18 protein-coding genes are annotated in these 15,612 nt (G+C 72.7%); 8 read left to right on the forward strand and 10 right to left on the reverse strand.

Annotated elements, in window-relative coordinates; genetic code table 11:
* Nucleotides 1-29 precede the first annotated feature (29 nt).
* The 4 genes from OHA73_RS32300 to OHA73_RS32315 form a co-directional block, all read right to left on the reverse strand.
* On the reverse strand, nucleotides 30-821 hold the full coding sequence (locus OHA73_RS32300) for a TIGR04222 domain-containing membrane protein (RefSeq protein WP_327656779.1): 792 nt from the start codon (nucleotides 819-821) through the stop codon (nucleotides 30-32).
* Nucleotides 822-883: 62 nt separating this feature from the next.
* A complete protein-coding gene (locus OHA73_RS32305; RefSeq protein ID WP_327656780.1) occupies nucleotides 884-1,762 on the reverse strand; it encodes a DUF4142 domain-containing protein in 879 nt (292 codons plus the stop codon).
* A gap of 249 nt (nucleotides 1,763-2,011) precedes the next feature.
* Nucleotides 2,012-3,319, reverse strand: coding sequence for a multinuclear nonheme iron-dependent oxidase (locus tag OHA73_RS32310; protein WP_327656781.1), 1,308 nt, complete (start codon nucleotides 3,317-3,319; stop codon nucleotides 2,012-2,014).
* Between the two features lie 294 nt (nucleotides 3,320-3,613).
* A complete protein-coding gene (locus tag OHA73_RS32315) occupies nucleotides 3,614-4,339 on the reverse strand; it encodes a peptidyl-tRNA hydrolase (protein ID WP_327656782.1) in 726 nt (241 codons plus the stop codon).
* 245 nt (nucleotides 4,340-4,584) lie between these two features.
* Between OHA73_RS32315 and OHA73_RS32320 the strand changes: the two genes are divergently transcribed.
* Together OHA73_RS32320 and OHA73_RS32325 are read left to right on the forward strand one after the other, a co-directional pair.
* Complete coding sequence (locus OHA73_RS32320) at nucleotides 4,585-5,421, forward strand: ATP-binding cassette domain-containing protein (protein ID WP_267068835.1); 837 nt, start codon at nucleotides 4,585-4,587, stop codon at nucleotides 5,419-5,421.
* A complete protein-coding gene (locus tag OHA73_RS32325) occupies nucleotides 5,418-6,086 on the forward strand; it encodes an ABC transporter (protein ID WP_327656783.1) in 669 nt (222 codons plus the stop codon). Before OHA73_RS32320 ends, OHA73_RS32325 begins: the two co-directional genes overlap by 4 nt.
* Nucleotides 6,087-6,093: 7 nt before the next feature.
* On the opposite strand, the gene OHA73_RS32330 is transcribed toward OHA73_RS32325, so the two are convergent.
* Nucleotides 6,094-6,276, reverse strand: a complete 183-nt coding sequence (locus OHA73_RS32330) for a hypothetical protein (RefSeq protein ID WP_267068833.1) — start codon at nucleotides 6,274-6,276, stop codon at nucleotides 6,094-6,096.
* A gap of 59 nt (nucleotides 6,277-6,335) precedes the next feature.
* Nucleotides 6,336-7,238, reverse strand: a complete 903-nt coding sequence (locus OHA73_RS32335) for a polysaccharide deacetylase family protein (protein WP_327656784.1) — start codon at nucleotides 7,236-7,238, stop codon at nucleotides 6,336-6,338.
* Nucleotides 7,239-7,329: 91 nt separating this feature from the next.
* Between OHA73_RS32335 and OHA73_RS32340 the strand changes: the two genes are divergently transcribed.
* The gene (locus OHA73_RS32340; RefSeq protein WP_327656785.1) at nucleotides 7,330-7,695 is read left to right on the forward strand and encodes a DUF6479 family protein; all 366 of its coding nucleotides are present in this window, start codon (nucleotides 7,330-7,332) and stop codon (nucleotides 7,693-7,695) included.
* Between the two features lie 87 nt (nucleotides 7,696-7,782).
* Here OHA73_RS32340 and OHA73_RS32345 read toward each other — a convergent pair whose 3' ends face one another.
* A complete protein-coding gene (locus tag OHA73_RS32345) occupies nucleotides 7,783-8,043 on the reverse strand; it encodes a WhiB family transcriptional regulator (RefSeq protein WP_327656786.1) in 261 nt (86 codons plus the stop codon).
* A 231-nt stretch (nucleotides 8,044-8,274) separates the two neighbouring features.
* Between OHA73_RS32345 and OHA73_RS32350 the strand changes: the two genes are divergently transcribed.
* Entirely contained in the window at nucleotides 8,275-8,598 is a 324-nt protein-coding gene (locus OHA73_RS32350) for a plasmid stabilization protein (RefSeq protein ID WP_267068831.1), read from the forward strand.
* Nucleotides 8,599-8,605: 7 nt separating this feature from the next.
* Nucleotides 8,606-8,872: a hypothetical protein gene (locus OHA73_RS32355; protein WP_327656787.1), complete on the forward strand. Its 267-nt coding sequence runs from the start codon at nucleotides 8,606-8,608 to the stop codon at nucleotides 8,870-8,872.
* 19 nt (nucleotides 8,873-8,891) lie between these two features.
* On the opposite strand, the gene OHA73_RS32360 is transcribed toward OHA73_RS32355, so the two are convergent.
* From OHA73_RS32360 to zapE, 3 genes are all read right to left on the reverse strand, one after another.
* A complete protein-coding gene (locus OHA73_RS32360) occupies nucleotides 8,892-9,770 on the reverse strand; it encodes an ABC transporter substrate-binding protein (protein WP_266715113.1) in 879 nt (292 codons plus the stop codon).
* Nucleotides 9,771-9,887: 117 nt separating this feature from the next.
* Entirely contained in the window at nucleotides 9,888-11,270 is a 1,383-nt protein-coding gene (locus OHA73_RS32365; RefSeq protein ID WP_327656788.1) for a PhoX family protein, read from the reverse strand.
* A gap of 171 nt (nucleotides 11,271-11,441) precedes the next feature.
* Nucleotides 11,442-12,521: a cell division protein ZapE gene (gene zapE, locus OHA73_RS32370; protein WP_327658566.1), complete on the reverse strand. Its 1,080-nt coding sequence runs from the start codon at nucleotides 12,519-12,521 to the stop codon at nucleotides 11,442-11,444.
* 82 nt (nucleotides 12,522-12,603) lie between these two features.
* On the opposite strand from zapE, the gene OHA73_RS32375 reads away from it, so the two are divergent.
* From OHA73_RS32375 to murC, 3 genes are all read left to right on the forward strand, one after another.
* Nucleotides 12,604-13,416 (forward strand): pyrimidine reductase family protein, encoded by an 813-nt coding sequence (locus OHA73_RS32375; RefSeq protein ID WP_327656789.1) that lies wholly within the window; start codon nucleotides 12,604-12,606, stop codon nucleotides 13,414-13,416.
* Nucleotides 13,417-13,609: 193 nt separating this feature from the next.
* Entirely contained in the window at nucleotides 13,610-14,083 is a 474-nt protein-coding gene (locus OHA73_RS32380; RefSeq protein WP_266715116.1) for an indole-3-glycerol phosphate synthase, read from the forward strand.
* 123 nt (nucleotides 14,084-14,206) lie between these two features.
* The gene (gene murC / locus OHA73_RS32385) at nucleotides 14,207-15,610 is read left to right on the forward strand and encodes a UDP-N-acetylmuramate--L-alanine ligase (RefSeq protein WP_267068827.1); all 1,404 of its coding nucleotides are present in this window, start codon (nucleotides 14,207-14,209) and stop codon (nucleotides 15,608-15,610) included.
* The last annotated feature ends 2 nt before the right edge of the window (nucleotides 15,611-15,612 follow it).

Genomic DNA, 15,612 nt, shown 5'->3' on the forward strand with positions numbered 1-15,612 from the left:
TAACTGCCCTCATCGGCGTGCGTGGCGGCTCACTCGGTGGTATGTCGCCCCATGCCGGTCAGCGCCGCGCGCAGCTGCGGGTCGTCGACCGCCCGCACCCCGCGCACCGCGACGGCGAGCAGGCTGCCGGCGCCCAGGGGCCGGCCCGCGAGCAGCCGCTGCCCGGTCGGTGAGGCCCAGCGCGTGTACGGGTGGCTCTCGATGCGGGCGAGGGTGAGGCAGCTCAGTGTGAGCAGCAGCGGGAGCCCGAACCACAGTGCCACCGGCCCCTCTTGCCGCGCGTTCTCGTCCGGCAGCAGCGTTGCGAGCAGGCCGAGCAGCACCACGGCGGCCGTCGCCCGCCGTACCTGCCGTACCGCGCCCGCGAGCGTTGTCCGCTCCTGGTCCGGCACCGCGAGCCCGGCCGCGACCAGCCGCTCCGCGAGCACCCGTACCGCGTCCCCGGCCGCGGCCGCCGTCCGCAGCGGCGCGATCCGCGCCTGACCCTCGGGCCCGATCGCGCGCAGCACCGAACGCTCCATCGGGTCCTCGCCGACCGGGTCGACGACGGTCGCCCAGCCGGTGTGCGCGAGCAGCAGGCGCCGGCTGCGAGCCATCGACACGAGCGTCACCTCGGCGACCCGGTCGGGGCCGCCCGACAGGAAAGCGGTCTCGTACAGGGACAGCTCGCGCCCCTGGTACGCGTCGGCGCGCACGCCGACGGACGTGTCGCGGCCCGTCGCGCGTTCGCCCTCGGCGGCGCGTACGGCCGCGAGACACAGCCGCCCACAGGAGACTCCGGCGGCGACGCAGGCGACGAGGAGGAACAGGACCCACAACATGCGCAGTTTCTACGACAGTTGCGCGAATGCCGCCATGCCTCGCCCACGATGTGGACAGCCGGTCATCGTGTCGTGACGTTCGGCTTCGGTTTCGTCTTCTTCGGCTTCGGCTTGGGTGGCTTCTTGTCGTTGTCCTTCTCGCGTGCGTCGGGGGCCGGTTTCGGCCGGGACGCGGCGGGCGGCAGGGAGAACGAGGGGGTGGGCGACGGTGAGACCGGGGTCGCGGTGCCCGGTGCGGGGGTCGGTCCCGGTGGGGCGGGGGAGCGGGTGGCGGGCGGCGGGCTCGCGGTGGCGCCGTCGCGGGCGAGCGCGTCGAAGTCGACGAGGCCGGTGGCCTCCAGCACCTTGATGTGGTCGAGGACGGTGGTGTTGGCGTCGTCCGCGAGTTCCCGCACGAGCGCGTTGCGCGTCGAGGCGCGTACCTGGGCGACCAGCGAGAAGACCTGCCCGTGGGCGCGGCGGAGGATGTTGGCGAACTTCTGCTCGTAGTCCTCGCCTCTCGCGGCAGTCAACTCCCGTAACCAGCCCTGCTGTTGGGCGTTCGGCTGGCTGGGAAGTTCCAGGTTCATCCGGGCCGCGACCTCGCGCACCCGGGCGTCCAGGAACGTGTGCCCCTCGACGAGGTGCTTGCCCGCCGTCTCGACCGCCTTGCTGGGCGCCCGCTCCTCGGCCTGCTGTCCTGCGGGCAGCTCCCACAGCCCGGCCAGCCGCACCTTGGTGATGAAGAGGCGGTCGGTGGCGGACAGCGGCCCGAATCTGGTGGACACGGTCTGGGCGTTGAGCTCGTCGAGGCCGGTGCCGGAGCGGTCCGCGTACGACCACAGGGGGAAGACGAGCGCGGCCAGCGTCGCCACGAGTCCCGTGACGATGAGCGCGGTGCCGTTGACGCGGATTCCGTGGCCGGTGGCGCCGGGTGGGGTGGTGGGCGGGAACAATCGCATGGTGCCTCCTGGTGCGGCACGCACGCTAGCCTCCGGCTCGGGCGGGTGGGGTGGGCATCGGTCGGGTTTACGTCACCTGCGGTAGGTATGCGGTCGCCGCGGGCCGCACCGGGGTTGCGGACGCGGGGCTCTGCCCCGGACCCCGCTACTCAATCGCCGTAGGGGCTCAAATGGCTCGACCGTGCCGCGGGGCTTGGATGGTTCAGCCATGCCGCGGGACTTGGATGGCTCGGTTGCGCCGCAGGGGCTCTATTTGGTCCGCCGCAGTGCGAAAGCTGCGGTCTTCAGGGCTCGTGCTACCGGGCGGCCGGTCAAGGGCTTGGGGCCGGAGCGGTCGAGCCACCAGTGGGTCAACTCGCGGCGTGTGGCGGGCTCTTGGAGCCGTTGCGTGAGCAGGAGTTGCTCCGCGAAGTCGAGGGCATCGCGACGGTAGCCGTTCGTCATTGGCTGCCGGCGGGCGTAGTCGAGGAAGAGTGACCGGTACGCGGATTCGCCGAGGATCAGGGGGAGTTCGGGTGCCACCTTCGCGACGACGTCGGCCCGCTTGCCCGCGAGTGCCCGGGCCTGGACGGCGAGTCGCGCGCGGTCGAAGCCCTCCGGGGCGGGAGTGCCGGCGACGAGCGCGGACAGCAGGGCGGCCTGGTCGAGTGCGAGCCGCTGCCGCGTGGCGTCGTCGACGGGCGGGGCGGCGGGCGAGGTCATCCGGTCGTCAGGGGCCTGCGCGCGGGGGCCGGACCCGGCCGCGACCGTCTCCCGGACGACCTCCACCTCGCGCCCCAACTCCCCAAGGTCCTCGGGGAAGTTGTCATCGCGCTCGAGCAGTACACCCGGCGGGGTCACGCGCGAGGCCAGCTCGGCGAGTACGTCGAGCACGGCCGGCGGCACGGGGTGGGAGTGGCTGTCGTGCCAGACGCCGTCCCGCTCGAAGCCGCCCGCGACATGCACGTACGCGATGGCCTCGACCGGCAGCTCGGCCAGCGCCTTCGCCGGGTCCTCGCCGCGGTTGACGTGATTGGTGTGCAGATTGGCCACGTCGATGAGCAGCCGTACGCCGGTCCGCTCCACCAGCTCGTACAGGAACTGCCCCTCCGTCAGCTCCTCGCCCGGCCAGCCGAACAGTGCCGCGATGTTCTCCACCGCGAGGGGTACCGGCAGCGCGTCCTGGGCGATCCGGACGTTCTCGCACAGCACGTCGAGCGCGTCGCGGGTGCGCGGCACGGGCAACAGGTGCCCCGCCTCCAGCGGCTGCGAAGCGGTGCGCGCGCCCCCGGCACGTACGAACGCGATGTGCTCGCTGACCAGCGGCGAACCGAGAGCCTCCGCGCACGCGGCGAGGTCGGCGAGCCGCCCCTCGTCGGGACGGTCGGCCCCGCCGAGGCCGATCGAGACGCCGTGCGGGACGACGGTGACGCCGCGCTCGCGCAGCCGACGCAGGGAGTCCGGCAAATGCCCCGGACACAGATTCTCGGCGACGGCCTCGACCCAGTCGATGCCCTGCATGGCCTCGACCGTCTCCGCGATCTCGGGCCGCCAGCCGATCCCGGTACCCAGCTCCATGGAACTCCCCCTCCGCCGCCCTGCTTCCTGGTCTCCTGACCACGAAGGCACGGCGCGAACCCCTTCGGGACCACGTTCAGAGCAACATTTGAGGTTTCATCCATGGGCATCCGGCGGGGCAGCTTCAAGTGGCCGTCGGCGCGGCACAGGAACGGCCCGCCGCGGCGAGGACCGGGGACCCGGCCCGGCCTCCCGCGGAGTGGGGTAGCCTTCCGAGTGGCCCCGGCCGTCCGTCATCCCCCGTGCGGACGGGCGGGGTCTTTTACGTGCCCGGGGCCCATTCGTGCCCGGGGCTCAGAGGTGGGCGAGGCCGGGCAGGAGATCGCCCGTGAGGGGTCCCTCGGACACGACGGTGTCGCTGGGCGGGATCTCCGTGAACCCGGCATCCCGTACGACCGGCAGTCCGCCCGTGGTCAGCGCGGGCCAGCGCGCCGGGTCGGCGGTCCGCACGGAGAGCGGGAAGCCCGCCTCACGCCACTCCTTGCGCTCCGCGTCGGACAGCTCCCACCAGGCGAGTTGGGCCCCGTGGCCGGCCTGCGCCATGGTCTTGCCCGCGGTCATGCCGAGGTCGGGGTTGAGCCAGAGGACCGGGGCCGAGGAGTCGGGGGCGGGCGGCGCCTCCGGGTCGTCGAGGTCCGTGCCGGAGACCTGGAGGCGGGCCAGGTCCTTGGGCCAGCCGTCGAGGGGGACCGGCGGGAAGACCCGTACCTCCGCGGACCCGGTGGTGACCGTGATCCCGTCGAGGGCCTCCGCGCGCCGCCACTCCGCGCCCCTCGCCCGCCGCACCACCTTGCGGATCCGGGCGTCCTGCCAGTCGTGCATCGCCTGCGCCCACGGTCCTTCACCGACCGAGCGCTCGTCCGAGAGGATCACCAACACGGCGCGCGCCGCGGCCTCCAGGGCGTCCGTACGCGTCGGGGGCGCGGCCCGCTCGATACGTACGACGAGCGGCAGCACGAACTCGCGTGCGCTGGGCTCGGGGTGGGAGGGGGTGTCGGTACGGGGGGCATCACTGGTCACCGGTCCAGTCTGCCAGGCGGTCGGCCGACCCCCACGCCACGGGGCTCTGCCCCGGACCCCGCGGGCTCTCGTACGAAAGGCGGGCTTGATTTGCCGGGGCCGCTTGAATGGGCGGGGTCGCTTGGTGGGGTGGGGTTGAAAAGATCGGGGCTCCGCCCCGGGCCCCGCGGGCTCTCGTCCGAAGAGCGGGCTTGAATGGCTCAGCCGCCGCCGGGGCCCCAGCACGTGTAGGGGAACATGACCGCATGCACGTCACGCTCCGCGGCGCGGGTCGCCGCTATGGACTTGGTGGGCCCTGGGTGTTGCGCGGGGTCGACATGGACGTGCCCGAGGGGGCCGTGTTCCGGGTGCGGGGGCCCAACGGCACGGGGAAGTCCACGCTGTTGCGGCTGGTCGCCGGGATCGACGCGCCCACCGAGGGCCGGGTCATCGGCCGCCCGCGCACCGCCTACGTCCCCGAACGCTTCCCGCCCGCCCTGCCGTTCACCGCCCGCGCCTACCTCACGCACATGGGCCGCATCCACGGCCTCGGCCGCCCGACGGCCGCGCGGCGGGCGGGGGAGTGGCTGGAGCGGTTCGGCGCCGGTGCCTACGCGGGGTCACCCCTCGCCGAGCTGTCCAAGGGCAGCAGCCAGAAGGTGGCGGTGGCCGCGGCCCTGCTCGCGGAGCCGGAGCTGCTCGTCCTCGACGAGGCCTGGACCGGCCTCGACACCGCCGCCCGCGACACGCTCGACGACGCCGTCGCCGAACGCGCCGGGGCCGGCGCCGCCGTGCTCTTCGTCGACCACGACCCGCGCCGCCTGACCGGCACCGCCGACGCGACGTACGAGGTCGAGGAGGGGGCCGTGCTGCGGAGCGAGGGAGGCGGCGGGGCGACCGTGGTCGTCGACGCCGCCGGGCCCGCGGGCCACGAGCCCGCCCTGTCGCACCCGCACACCCACGTCCGCCTCGACCCCCGCACCGTACGGATCACCACGGACGCCGCGCACTCCGACGCTGTGCTGCGCACGCTGCTCGCCGCCGACCCGCCCTGGCACATCGTCGCCGTCCGCACGCCCGAGCCCACGGAGAACAACGGATGACCACGGCCCTGCTCTCCTACCAGTCGGCCCTGCTGCTGCGCTCGCAGCGCTGGCTGGCGCCGGTCGTCCTCTACGCCGCGTTCGCCGCAGTCGGCGTGCAGGCGGGGCAGCCGGTGCTCGACTCCCTCGGGTACACCGCAGCGGCCCTGCTCCCCGTGGGGGCCTGGCTGGCGCGGATATGCGTCACCAACGAGCCGCCCGCTGCCCGCAGTTGCACCGCTGCGGCGACGGCGCCGTGGCGCGCCCACGCGGCGAGCCTGGCCGCCGCGTTCCTCGCCACGCTGGCCGTCGGCGTCGCGGCGACCGTGGTCGTGGCGCTGATCAGCGACGGGGTCAGCACCGATCGCCTGGTGCGCGTGGCCAAGTGGCCGGCCGCCGGGGCCGGGCTGCTCGCCGTGCTGGTGTGCGCCCTCGTCGGCGTCGCCGTCGGGGCCGTCACCACCTGGCCCGTGGTGCGCGGCACAGGGCTCGGCGTGGCCACCTTGGTGCTGTGCGCGCTCGTCGCGCTGATCGCCCCAGGATCACCGGCGAAGTCGGTGGTCAGTGCCCTGGTGACCGGGTCGCAGGACGGGGCGGTGCCGGTCCTGCTGCTGCCGCTCGCAGGGGCGGTGGCCGTGGCCGGGATCTGCGCGGCGGCGGCCTGCGCCCTCGCTTCCCGCCGCTGAGGCCCGGCTAGCCAGAGCAGGCCGTGCGCTGCGCCTCCTGCCACTCGCAGACCGGGCACAGCGTGATGCCCTTCGTCGACTCCGGGTACTCCGTCGGCTTCCGGCACAGCACGCACTCGGCGAACGGCTCGCCAGGCGCAGCAGTGGGTGCCGGGCGCTCCTCGGGGCCACCGGCGCAGTAGTCGCTCATGGCTCCAGCGTACGTACACGGGCGTACGGCCAGCGCGGGCGAGCACGGCCAAGCCACGGTCACGCCCCGCGCGCCGCCCCCACCAGATCCGACACCCGCACGAACCGGTACCCCTTCGCCCGCAGCTTCGGCACCACCGCCCGCACCACCCGCTCCGTCGTCGGCGCCGCGCTGCGCGTGCAGTGCATGACGACGACCGAACCGGGCCGCACCCCGTCGAGCACCTGCCGGGTCACGGCGTCCGCGTCCGTGGCGAACGCGTCACCGCTCACCACGTCCCATTGCACCGCCGTCACCCCGGTCGGCGTCAGCGCCCGCAGCGCCGCCCGGTCGTAGCAGCCGCCGGGGAACCGGAAGTACGGCACGACATGCTCGACCCCCGCCTTCCGGAACGCGCCGAACGCGCGGTCGACATCGGCCCGCATGCCCCGTGCCGGCACCCTCGGCAGTCCGTAGCAGTCCCCGGTGAAGGCGTAGTGGCTGTACGAGTGGTTGGCGACCTCGAACAGCCGGTCCCGGCCGATGTCCTTGGCCTCCGTGGGGTACTCCTCGGCCCAGCGCCCGGTCATGAAGACCGTGGCAGGGACCTTCAACTTACGTAGGGTGCCCACCAGTTGAGGGTTGTCGAAGCGCTCCCCGGCCCGCGCCCGCGCCCCCTGGTCGGCCGTCATGTCGGCGTCGAAGGTGAGCGCTACGGTCCGGTTCTTCGTCGCCGCGCCGCGCTTGAAGACGGGGGTGGTGCCGCCCGGGCCGGGAGCGAGGGTGGGCTTGGGGGTCTTCTTCGGTTTCGGGGACGCCTTCGGTGAGCTGTCCGGGGCGCCTTTCCGGGGGCTCTCCTGGGAGCCGGTGGGGCGCGTCGCGCCCGAGACCCCCGACGAGGAGGGTTCGCCGCATCCGGCGAGGCCGAGAGCGAGCGCGCCCAGGGCGCAGGCCGCGGTCACGCGGCGTACATGTCTGATCACGCGCCGACAGTATCGTCGGATTTACCTCAAATCGTGCAAATCGGACTCGCGAGGAGGGGCGTGATCTCGTGCAGTGGGGTACCCGGCCCCCATGACGACACCAATGGCTTCCCCCGACCCCTCCACCTCGGTCGTCCCGTTCGTCGTCGGCCTGGTGATCGCGCTGGCCCTGATCTGGGCGGTCTGGATGGGCATCAGGTTCCGACGCCGGGAACCGGGCCCACCCGACCCGGCCGACCAGCCGAAACTCCCGCGTACGGGCCCGGTGGAAGAGGTCCGCGAGATGCGGGAGCCCGACGAGATGCCGCACACGGACGACGGCGGCTCCCGCCTGCCCCCGCACGAGCTGCCCGGCTTCGGCAACGCGGGCAGCAAGCGCAGCACTGACCAGCGGCCGCGCCACTGGAGCCGGGACGGCGGCGACGCAGCCGGCAGCGGCGGCCCGGGGCGCACCTGAGGGGACGGGCCACGCGCGGGGGGCACGCGTTACGGAGCGTGACCCTTCAGCGCGCGGCCCCGGCCCGGGTTCTGCCTCGGCCCGGGGTCAGTGCGCCGCCCCGGCCCGGGCGCGTCGGCGGCGCTCGGCCCGCAGCAGCCGGGCCCGCTCACCCTCGGAGGTCCCGCCCCAGACCCCCGACGTCTGCTCCGTGGCGACGGCCCACCGCAGGCACTCCGTGATCACCGGGCAGCTTCGGCACACCTCCTTGGCGGCCTCTACGTCATCCATGGCGGGCCCGGTCGTGCCGACAGGGAAGAAGACGTCCGGGTCCTCATCGACACACGCCGCGCTGTCCAGCCACTCCATCTCCGTGTTCCTCACTGGTAACGGCATGCGGCGGCGGGTGCCCCCAACACCCGTACGGAAACGCGGAGTTTGAGCGCCGCAGGCAGGGGGACCCGGATCGCGGCCGAAAGGCCAGGGGAGCAAAGGGAAGTCGGGGCCGGGCGGGGTGCATCCCCGCCCGGCCCCGACGTCGCCCTGCGACATGGAGCGGGAGGGGCTACAACGGAACGGAGTGGAAGGGAGTGAGCCGCCATGCCCAGCGGATCGAGCGCCAAGCGTGAGCGCCAGTACGAGAAGATCAGGAAGAGCGCCCAGGACCGGGGCGAGAGCACGTCGCGGGCCAAGGAGATCGCCGCCCGCACGGTGAACAAGGAACGTGCGAGGAGCGGCGAGTCGAAGCAGGCGAGCCGCACATCGACGCAGGACATCTCCTCGGGCAGGCGCGGCGGCCTCCGCTCCCACCAGGGCGCCGGCGGTCCGACGAGGGACCAGCTCTACGAAGAGGCCAAGAACCGCGGCGTCGAGGGCCGCTCGAAGATGAACAAGGACGAACTCGCCAAGGCACTGGGGCGCTGATCACTTCATGGCAAAGCAACCGGGCGCCGTCCCGCGGGACCTCCCCGACCAGCAGGCGGACACCGAAGAAACCGAAACCACCGGGCCCGGCACGAACCCCGAGCCCGACACCGACGCCGAGCAGCGGGCCGGGGCCGAGGGCGCCCCGGAGGACGAGTCCGGGCCCGACGTCACCGTCCCCGACTCGGACGTGGCGGGCACCGGCCGCACCGGCGCACCCCATGCCCCGGGCGTCCACCCGGACCAGCCCGTCCCGGACGAACCCGCCGACTGACACTGACTCCCATAGCGCGCTAGCGCCCCCGCAGCGCCCCCGCCACCTGGTCGAAGAGCGCCGCGTGGGCGCGGGCGCTTGCGGGGGTCTCCGGGTTCCAGGGCAGCACCGACGCCCGTTCGGCGACGGACGCCCAGTGCGGGTCGGCCGCGTACTGGGCGCGCGGCGCCGCGTTGGCGCGGGCGTCCGACAGGATGACGTCGGGGGCGAGTTCGGCGACGTCCCGCCACGTCCCCGTGTACCAGTTGGCGCCGGGCCCCTCGGGCGGCGCCACCATGCCGACACCGAGCCCGCCGAGCGCGCTCAGGTCGGGCCACTTGGTGGGCCGGGCCAGGTGCACCGCGTCCGCCCCAGCGGCCGAGAGCGCCAGCACCTTCAAGCCCCGCGCCCCGCGGGCCGCGACCCCCAACTGCCGTTCGGCGCGGGCGAGTTCCTCCCGCATCTCTGCCGGCTCCGAGGTCCCGAGCGAGTGCCCGAGCTCCGCGAAACGCTGCCGCACCCCGCCCAACGTGCGGCCCTGCCCCACGTCGAACACGGCGACGGGGACGTGCTCCTCCAGATGCTTCGCCGTGTCGGGCTCGATGCCGTACACCTGCCCGCCGCCGTACGTGAGCGCCACGACCAGGTCGGGGCGCGCCGCGAGCACGTCGTCCAGGCCGAGCCCCGCTCCCGCGCCCAGATACGCGAGGTCGTCCAGCGGCAGCGCGCCGGACTTGGCGTGATCGGGCTCCTCGCCGTCGTGGAACGAGCCGAAGATCCCCACCGGGCGTATGCCCAGATCCCACAGGCTCGCCCCGGCCTGTATATAGGCGACGACGCGCTGTGGCGTCTCGCTCGCGGACGTGAGGTGTCCGCGGTCGTCGGTGAACTCCCAGGCTGTGGTTGACCGTTCTTCCATAAAGGGGACCTTGCCCAGGGCACTCGCCCGGCACGCGGTGTGCCACCCGCGAAAACCGGCCACGCGAACGGCCGTCCCCTCGAACGAGGGAACGGCCGACCGTCATGCGTCAACGGCTCAGTGCCAAGGTCCCGTCACGGCGAACGTGGTCCCCGGCGTATAGCAGTTCACGAACATCGTCTCGCCGTCCGGCGAGAAGGTGACCCCGGCGAACTCGCCCCACTCGGGCTTGTCGGCCGTCCCGATGTTCTGCCGGCCGCGCGCCATGGCGTACACCTCGCCCTTGCGCGTCACGCCGAACACGTGCTGAGCGCCCTCGCCGTCCTCGCACACCATCAGGCCCCCGCTGGGCGCGAGGCAGATGTTGTCGGGCTCCTCGCCCGGCAGCTGGACGTCCGTGTCGGGACCGAACACGATGACCAGCGTCAGGCGGCGCGACGACGGGTCGTAGCGCCAGATCTGGCCGAAGTGGTCGGCGGCCGAGCCCTCGCGGCTGCGGGCGTACGACGAGACGAAGTAGACGCTCGACCCGCCCCAGTAGCAGCCCTCCAGCTTCTGGGCGTGGGTGATGCCCTTCGGGCCGAAGTCCTGGTTCCGGATGGGGGTCTGTGCGGCCAGCGGGTCCGGCACGTCGACCCACTCGATGCCGCTGAACGTGGCGCCCGTCTCCTGGACCGCCGACAGGTCCGGCACGCCCGGCACCCGCATCGCCTGCAACTTCCCGCCCGCGCGCAGCGAACCGAGGCCGCCCTTCGCGTTCTTGGGCAGGAAACGGTAGAAGAGGCCGAAGGGCTTGTCGAAGGCGTCCTCCGTCTCGTAGACGACGCCGCGCTTCGGATCGACGGCGATCGCCTCGTGCTGGAAGCGGCCCATCGCGGTGAGCGGGACGGCGCCCGAGCGGTGCGGGTCGACCGGGTCGACCTCGAAGATGAAGCCGTGGTCCTTGGTGTAGCCGTTCGTACCGGCCTTGTCCTCGGTCTCCTCGCAGGTCAGCCAGGTGCCCCAAGGCGTGGGCCCGCCCGCGCAGTTGACCGCGGTGCCGGCGATGCCGACCCGCTCGGACAGGACATTGTTCTTCCGGTCCACGGAGAGCACGGTACAGCCGCCCTTGCCCATCGGGTCGTACGTCAGACCCTCGACGGTCGGCACCGCGATCTTTCCGGTGACCCGGTTCTCGTGGTTGCGTACGAGGTGCACGCGGCCCTGTCTGCCGGCGAACGCCGCCATCCCGTCGTGGTTCGACGGAACCTTGCCCTCGCCGGAGCGGAGTGGCTCCCCCTCTCGCGACAGGACCTTGTAGCGGAATCCCTTCGGGAGGTCGAGGAGACCGGCCGGGTCGGGCACCAACGGGCCGTATCCGGCGCGTCCTTGGGCGGCTGCCGAGCCGGCGAACAGCTCGGAGAGGTTCCCGGCGAAGGCGATGCCCACCCCCAGGGCGCCGGAGCGGGCGAGTACTTGACGTCGGGTCGCGGACTGTCGTGCGTCAGCGGTGCGGGACATGGGTGCAACCTCCTGCTGGCGGACAGGAACTGTGACCCGGCTGTGTTTACCACGTGCCTATCGCCGCGGGAACCACGCGCGTAGCGCAGGCGATTCGTGCACCGACCATGTATCGGAGCGCCCGTGACGTGCCCGTACTCACTCGTGACTTACGCGTGTACGAGCCCCTACTTACTCGTGTACGAGCCCCTTCGCGTCGCGCGCGAGCGCGGTCAGCCGGGAGATCGCCCGGAAGTACTTCTTCTTGTAGCCGCCGTTCAGCATCTCCTCGCTGAACAGCCGGTCGAACGGAAGCCCCGACGTGAGCACGGGTATCTCCCGGTCGTAGAGCCGGTCCGCCAGGACGACGAGCCGCAGTGCGGTCGACTGGTCGGGCACGGCCGCCACATCGGTGAGGCAGACGGCCTTCAGGTCGTCCGTCAGCGCCCCGTACCGGCTCGGGTGCACGCGCGCGAGGTGCTCCAGAAGGTGCGGGAAGTCGTCGAGCGAGGCGCCCTCGGTGGCGTACGCCGCCTTGGTGACCTGCTCGTCGGTGAACGGCGCGGGGGCCTCGGGCAGGCCGCGGTGCCGGTAGTCCTCGCCATCGATGCGCAGCGGCCTGAAGTGGGCCGACAGGCCCTGGATCTCGCGCAGGAAGTCGGCGGAGGCGAACCGGCCCTCGCCGAGCTTGCCCGGCAGCGTGTTGGACGTCGCGGCGAGTGCGACACCGGCTTCGACGAGCCGCGCGAGCAGACTCGACACGAGCACCGTGTCACCCGGGTCGTCCAGCTCGAACTCGTCGATGCAGAGCAGCCGGTGGCCGCCGAGCGTCTTGACGGTCTGCTGGAAGCCGAGCGCGCCGACCAGGTTCGTCAGCTCCACGAAGGTGCCGAACGCCTTGTACTCGGGCTCGGCGGGGGTCGCGTGCCAGAGGGAGGCGAGGAGGTGGGTCTTGCCGACGCCGTAGCCGCCGTCGAGGTAGACGCCGCGCGGTCCGGTCGGGGCTGCGGGCTTCTTGCCGAAGCCGAGGAAGCCGCGCTTCTTGCCCGCCCCGGTCGCGTGCGCCCCGCGGAGGCCGGCCGCGAAGGAGCTCAGGACCCGGACGGCCTCGGTCTGGCTGGGCTGCTTCGGGTCCGGGATGTACGTGTCGAAACGTACGGAGTCGAAACGGGGCGGCGGCACCATCTCGGCGACCAGGCGCTCCGCGGGGACGCGCGGCTCGCGCGCGCACAGGGACAGCGGCGACGGGTCGGCTATGGGGCTGATGCCCATCTGGCTGGACTCCCGGGAGTCGGCGGCTTCGAGGGATGACGACACGGTTACCCACCTTAGTCTCCGTGCCACACTGCACGTCATGCGACGCCTGTTCCCTGTGACGTACGAAACAGCAGATGGCAAGGGGTACGAGGGGAGGGAGGCGAGCCCGGAGGGGCGTGAGTGGAGCCTCGACGAGCTCGCCTACGCCTACGCGTACCCGCCCGAAGCGGCGCACGCGCCGTGGCTGCGGGCCAACATGGTCTCCACGCTCGACGGCGCGGCCCAGCACGACGGCCGCTCCCAGCCCATCTCCAACGCCACCGACATGCGGGTCTTCGGCACGCTGCGCGGGCTCGCCGACGTCGTCGTGGTCGGCGCGGAGACGGTCCGCCTGGAGGGCTACCGCCCCGCCCGCGCGCGCGAGGCGTTCGCGGCGCGCAGGGAGGCGGCCGGACAGGGCCCCGCCCCGCAGATCGCCGTGATCAGCGCGAGCCTCGACCTCGACTTCGACCTGCCCCTGTTCACCGACCCGCTGGTGCCGACGCTGCTGCTCACCGGCGCGGGCGCCTCGGCCGACCGGGTCGCGGCCGCGCGCAAGGCGGGCGTGGAGGTGCTGGTCGCGGGCGACGGAGCCGCGGTCGAACCCGACCGCGCGGTGGCGGCGCTCGGCGAGCGGGGCCTCAGGCGCCTGCTCACCGAGGGCGGGCCGAGGATGCTCGGTCAGTTCGTGGCGGGCCGGGTACTCGACGAGCTGTGCCTGACCGTGTCCCCGATGCTGACCGCGGGGGACGCCCAGCGGATCGCGGGCGGCTCGACCTTGGCCGTGCCGGAGCGGTTCGAACTGACGTCCCTACTGGAGGAGGACGGATTCCTGTACAGCCGTTACGCCCGGCCGCGGGGCGGACAGTAGCCACTGTCGGCCGCTGTCCGCCGACAGCACGGCGACATTCGGCGGAATGACTCGTTCCGTTTAGCTTTGGCTGGGCACACTAAATCTCGCAGTCCCCGTGCGAATACGGGGCAGGATGGTTTCCGCAGGTCCGCTGGTCCACCCGGAGGGTCGTCGTCAGTCGGCCCACGGTAGGAGAAGAAGGGCGCCCGTCGTGTTCACGAGCGTATTGATGATCGAGAAGGCTCTGACCTCCGCCGACGTGGAGTTCGTCACCACCTTGCACGGCGAGGAGGACGTCTCCTTCCACGTGCTGCTGCAGCCCCGCGGAGACCAGGCGGACCGCCTGCTGCGGGCCATCGACGACGTCGCGATGGGCGAGTTCGACGAGGCGGGCAGGGAGAGCGAGGTGCCCGAGGGCGACGAGGCCAAGGGCCCGGCGGAGAAGGCCCTCGCCGTCTCCCTCGCCGCGCTGCACCAGGCGGGCAGCGAGGCGGTGGGCCGACTCATCGAGGACCACCCGCTGGACGCCCTCAAGGCGCTCGTCGACGAGGTGAAGGCGGACGAGGTCATCGTGCTGACCGATCCGCACTACGTCGAGGAGTTCTTCCACCGGGACTGGGCCTCGCGCGCCCGCCACCAGGTCGGCGTGCCGGTCCTGAAGCTGTTCTCGCACAGCAAGGCGTGACGGACAGCAGGGGGTGACGGGGCGAGGGGCGGGGCGGCACGGGCCGAGGCAATAGGCTTGGCCCCTGCCGTGGTCGACGTGACTACGGACCAGGACACCCGAGAACCCCAGGGGAGATCACGCATGGCACCCGGCCTGCCGCATTCCGTCGCCGACATGGACCGACCGCACTTCATCGGCATCGGCGGCGCCGGCATGTCGGGCATCGCCAAGATCCTCGCCCAGCGCGGCGCGCAGGTGGCGGGCAGCGACGCCCGTGAGTCCGCGACCGCGCAGGCGCTGCGCGAGCTCGGCGTGACGGTGCACATCGGCCACGACGCCGCGCACCTCGCCTCCGACGCCACCTGCGTGGTCGTCTCCTCGGCCATCCGCGAGGACAACCCGGAGCTGGCCCGCGCCAAGGAGCTCGGCGTCCCGGTCGTGCACCGCTCGGACGCGCTGGCCTCCCTGATGGACGGCCTGCGCCCGATCGCGGTGGCGGGCACGCACGGCAAGACGACCACGACGTCGATGCTCGCGGTGTCCCTGAAGTCCCTCGGCCTGAACCCGTCCTACGCCATCGGCGGCGACCTGGACGTCCCCGGCTCCAACGCCGACCACGGCGAGGGCGAGATCTTCGTCGCCGAGGCCGACGAATCGGACCGCAGCTTCCACAAGTACAAGCCGGAAGTCGCGATCATCCTCAACGTCGAACTCGACCACCACGCGAACTACGCGTCCATGGACGAGATCTACGAGTCCTTCGAGACGTTCACCGGGAAGATCACCCCCGGCGGCACCCTCGTCATCGCCGCGGACCAGGCGGGCGCCGCCGAGCTGACCCGCAGGGTCCGGGACACGACGTCCCTCAAGGTCGTCACGTACGGCGAGTCCGAGGGCGCGGACATCCGCATCCACAAGATCACCCCGCGCGGCCTGGCCAGCGAGGTGACCGTCCTCCTGGACGGCAAGCTGCTGACCTTCACGGTCTCCGTCCCCGGCCGCCACTACGCGCAGAACGCGGTGGCGGCGCTCGCCGCGGGCGTCGCGATGGGCATCCCGGCCCGGAACCTGGCCTCGGCCCTCAAGTCGTACACGGGCGTCAAGCGCCGCCTCCAGCTCAAGGGCGAGGTGAACGGCGTACAGGTCATCGACTCCTACGCCCACCACCCCACGGAGATGACGGCGGACCTGGACGCGATGCGCGCGGCGGCCGCCGACTCGCGCCTCCTCGTCCTCTTCCAGCCCCACCTCTTCTCCCGCACCCAGGAGCTGGGCAAGGAGATGGGCGCCGCGCTCGCCCTCGCGGACGCCTCGGTCGTCCTCGACATCTACCCGGCCCGCGAGGACCCGATCCCCGGCATCACCAGCGCCCTGATCATCGACGCCGCCCGCGAGGCGGGCGCCGACGTACAGGCCGCCGCCGACAAGGACGCCGCGGTCGCGGCGGTCGCGGGAATGGCCAAGCAGGGCGATCTCGTTCTCACCATGGGCGCGGGCGACGTCACGGACCTCGGCCCGCGGATCCTTGACCAGCTGAAGGGATGAGG

It is taken from the genome of Streptomyces sp. NBC_00483, assembly GCF_036013745.1.
In the GTDB taxonomy this organism is placed as follows: domain Bacteria; phylum Actinomycetota; class Actinomycetes; order Streptomycetales; family Streptomycetaceae; genus Streptomyces.

Excerpts from the sequence above, each read along its gene's own strand:
- OHA73_RS32350 (WP_267068831.1), top strand. The coding sequence starts at position 8,275 with ATGCCCAGCGGATCGAGCGCCAAGCGTGAGCGCCAGTACGAGAAGATC.
- OHA73_RS32305 (WP_327656780.1), bottom strand. The coding sequence starts at position 1,762 with ATGCGATTGTTCCCGCCCACCACCCCACCCGGCGCCACCGGCCACGGA.
- OHA73_RS32310 (WP_327656781.1), bottom strand. The coding sequence starts at position 3,319 with ATGGAGCTGGGTACCGGGATCGGCTGGCGGCCCGAGATCGCGGAGACG.
- OHA73_RS32325 (WP_327656783.1), top strand. The coding sequence starts at position 5,418 with ATGACCACGGCCCTGCTCTCCTACCAGTCGGCCCTGCTGCTGCGCTCG.
- OHA73_RS32360 (WP_266715113.1), bottom strand. The coding sequence starts at position 9,770 with ATGGAAGAACGGTCAACCACAGCCTGGGAGTTCACCGACGACCGCGGA.
- OHA73_RS32355 (WP_327656787.1), top strand. The coding sequence starts at position 8,606 with ATGGCAAAGCAACCGGGCGCCGTCCCGCGGGACCTCCCCGACCAGCAG.
- OHA73_RS32330 (WP_267068833.1), bottom strand. The coding sequence starts at position 6,276 with ATGAGCGACTACTGCGCCGGTGGCCCCGAGGAGCGCCCGGCACCCACT.
- murC (WP_267068827.1), top strand. The coding sequence starts at position 14,207 with ATGGCACCCGGCCTGCCGCATTCCGTCGCCGACATGGACCGACCGCAC.
- OHA73_RS32375 (WP_327656789.1), top strand. The coding sequence starts at position 12,604 with ATGCGACGCCTGTTCCCTGTGACGTACGAAACAGCAGATGGCAAGGGG.
- OHA73_RS32365 (WP_327656788.1), bottom strand. The coding sequence starts at position 11,270 with ATGTCCCGCACCGCTGACGCACGACAGTCCGCGACCCGACGTCAAGTA.
- OHA73_RS32345 (WP_327656786.1), bottom strand. The coding sequence starts at position 8,043 with ATGGAGTGGCTGGACAGCGCGGCGTGTGTCGATGAGGACCCGGACGTC.
- OHA73_RS32320 (WP_267068835.1), top strand. The coding sequence starts at position 4,585 with ATGCACGTCACGCTCCGCGGCGCGGGTCGCCGCTATGGACTTGGTGGG.
- OHA73_RS32300 (WP_327656779.1), bottom strand. The coding sequence starts at position 821 with ATGTTGTGGGTCCTGTTCCTCCTCGTCGCCTGCGTCGCCGCCGGAGTC.
- zapE (WP_327658566.1), bottom strand. The coding sequence starts at position 12,521 with ATGGGCATCAGCCCCATAGCCGACCCGTCGCCGCTGTCCCTGTGCGCG.
- OHA73_RS32340 (WP_327656785.1), top strand. The coding sequence starts at position 7,330 with ATGACGACACCAATGGCTTCCCCCGACCCCTCCACCTCGGTCGTCCCG.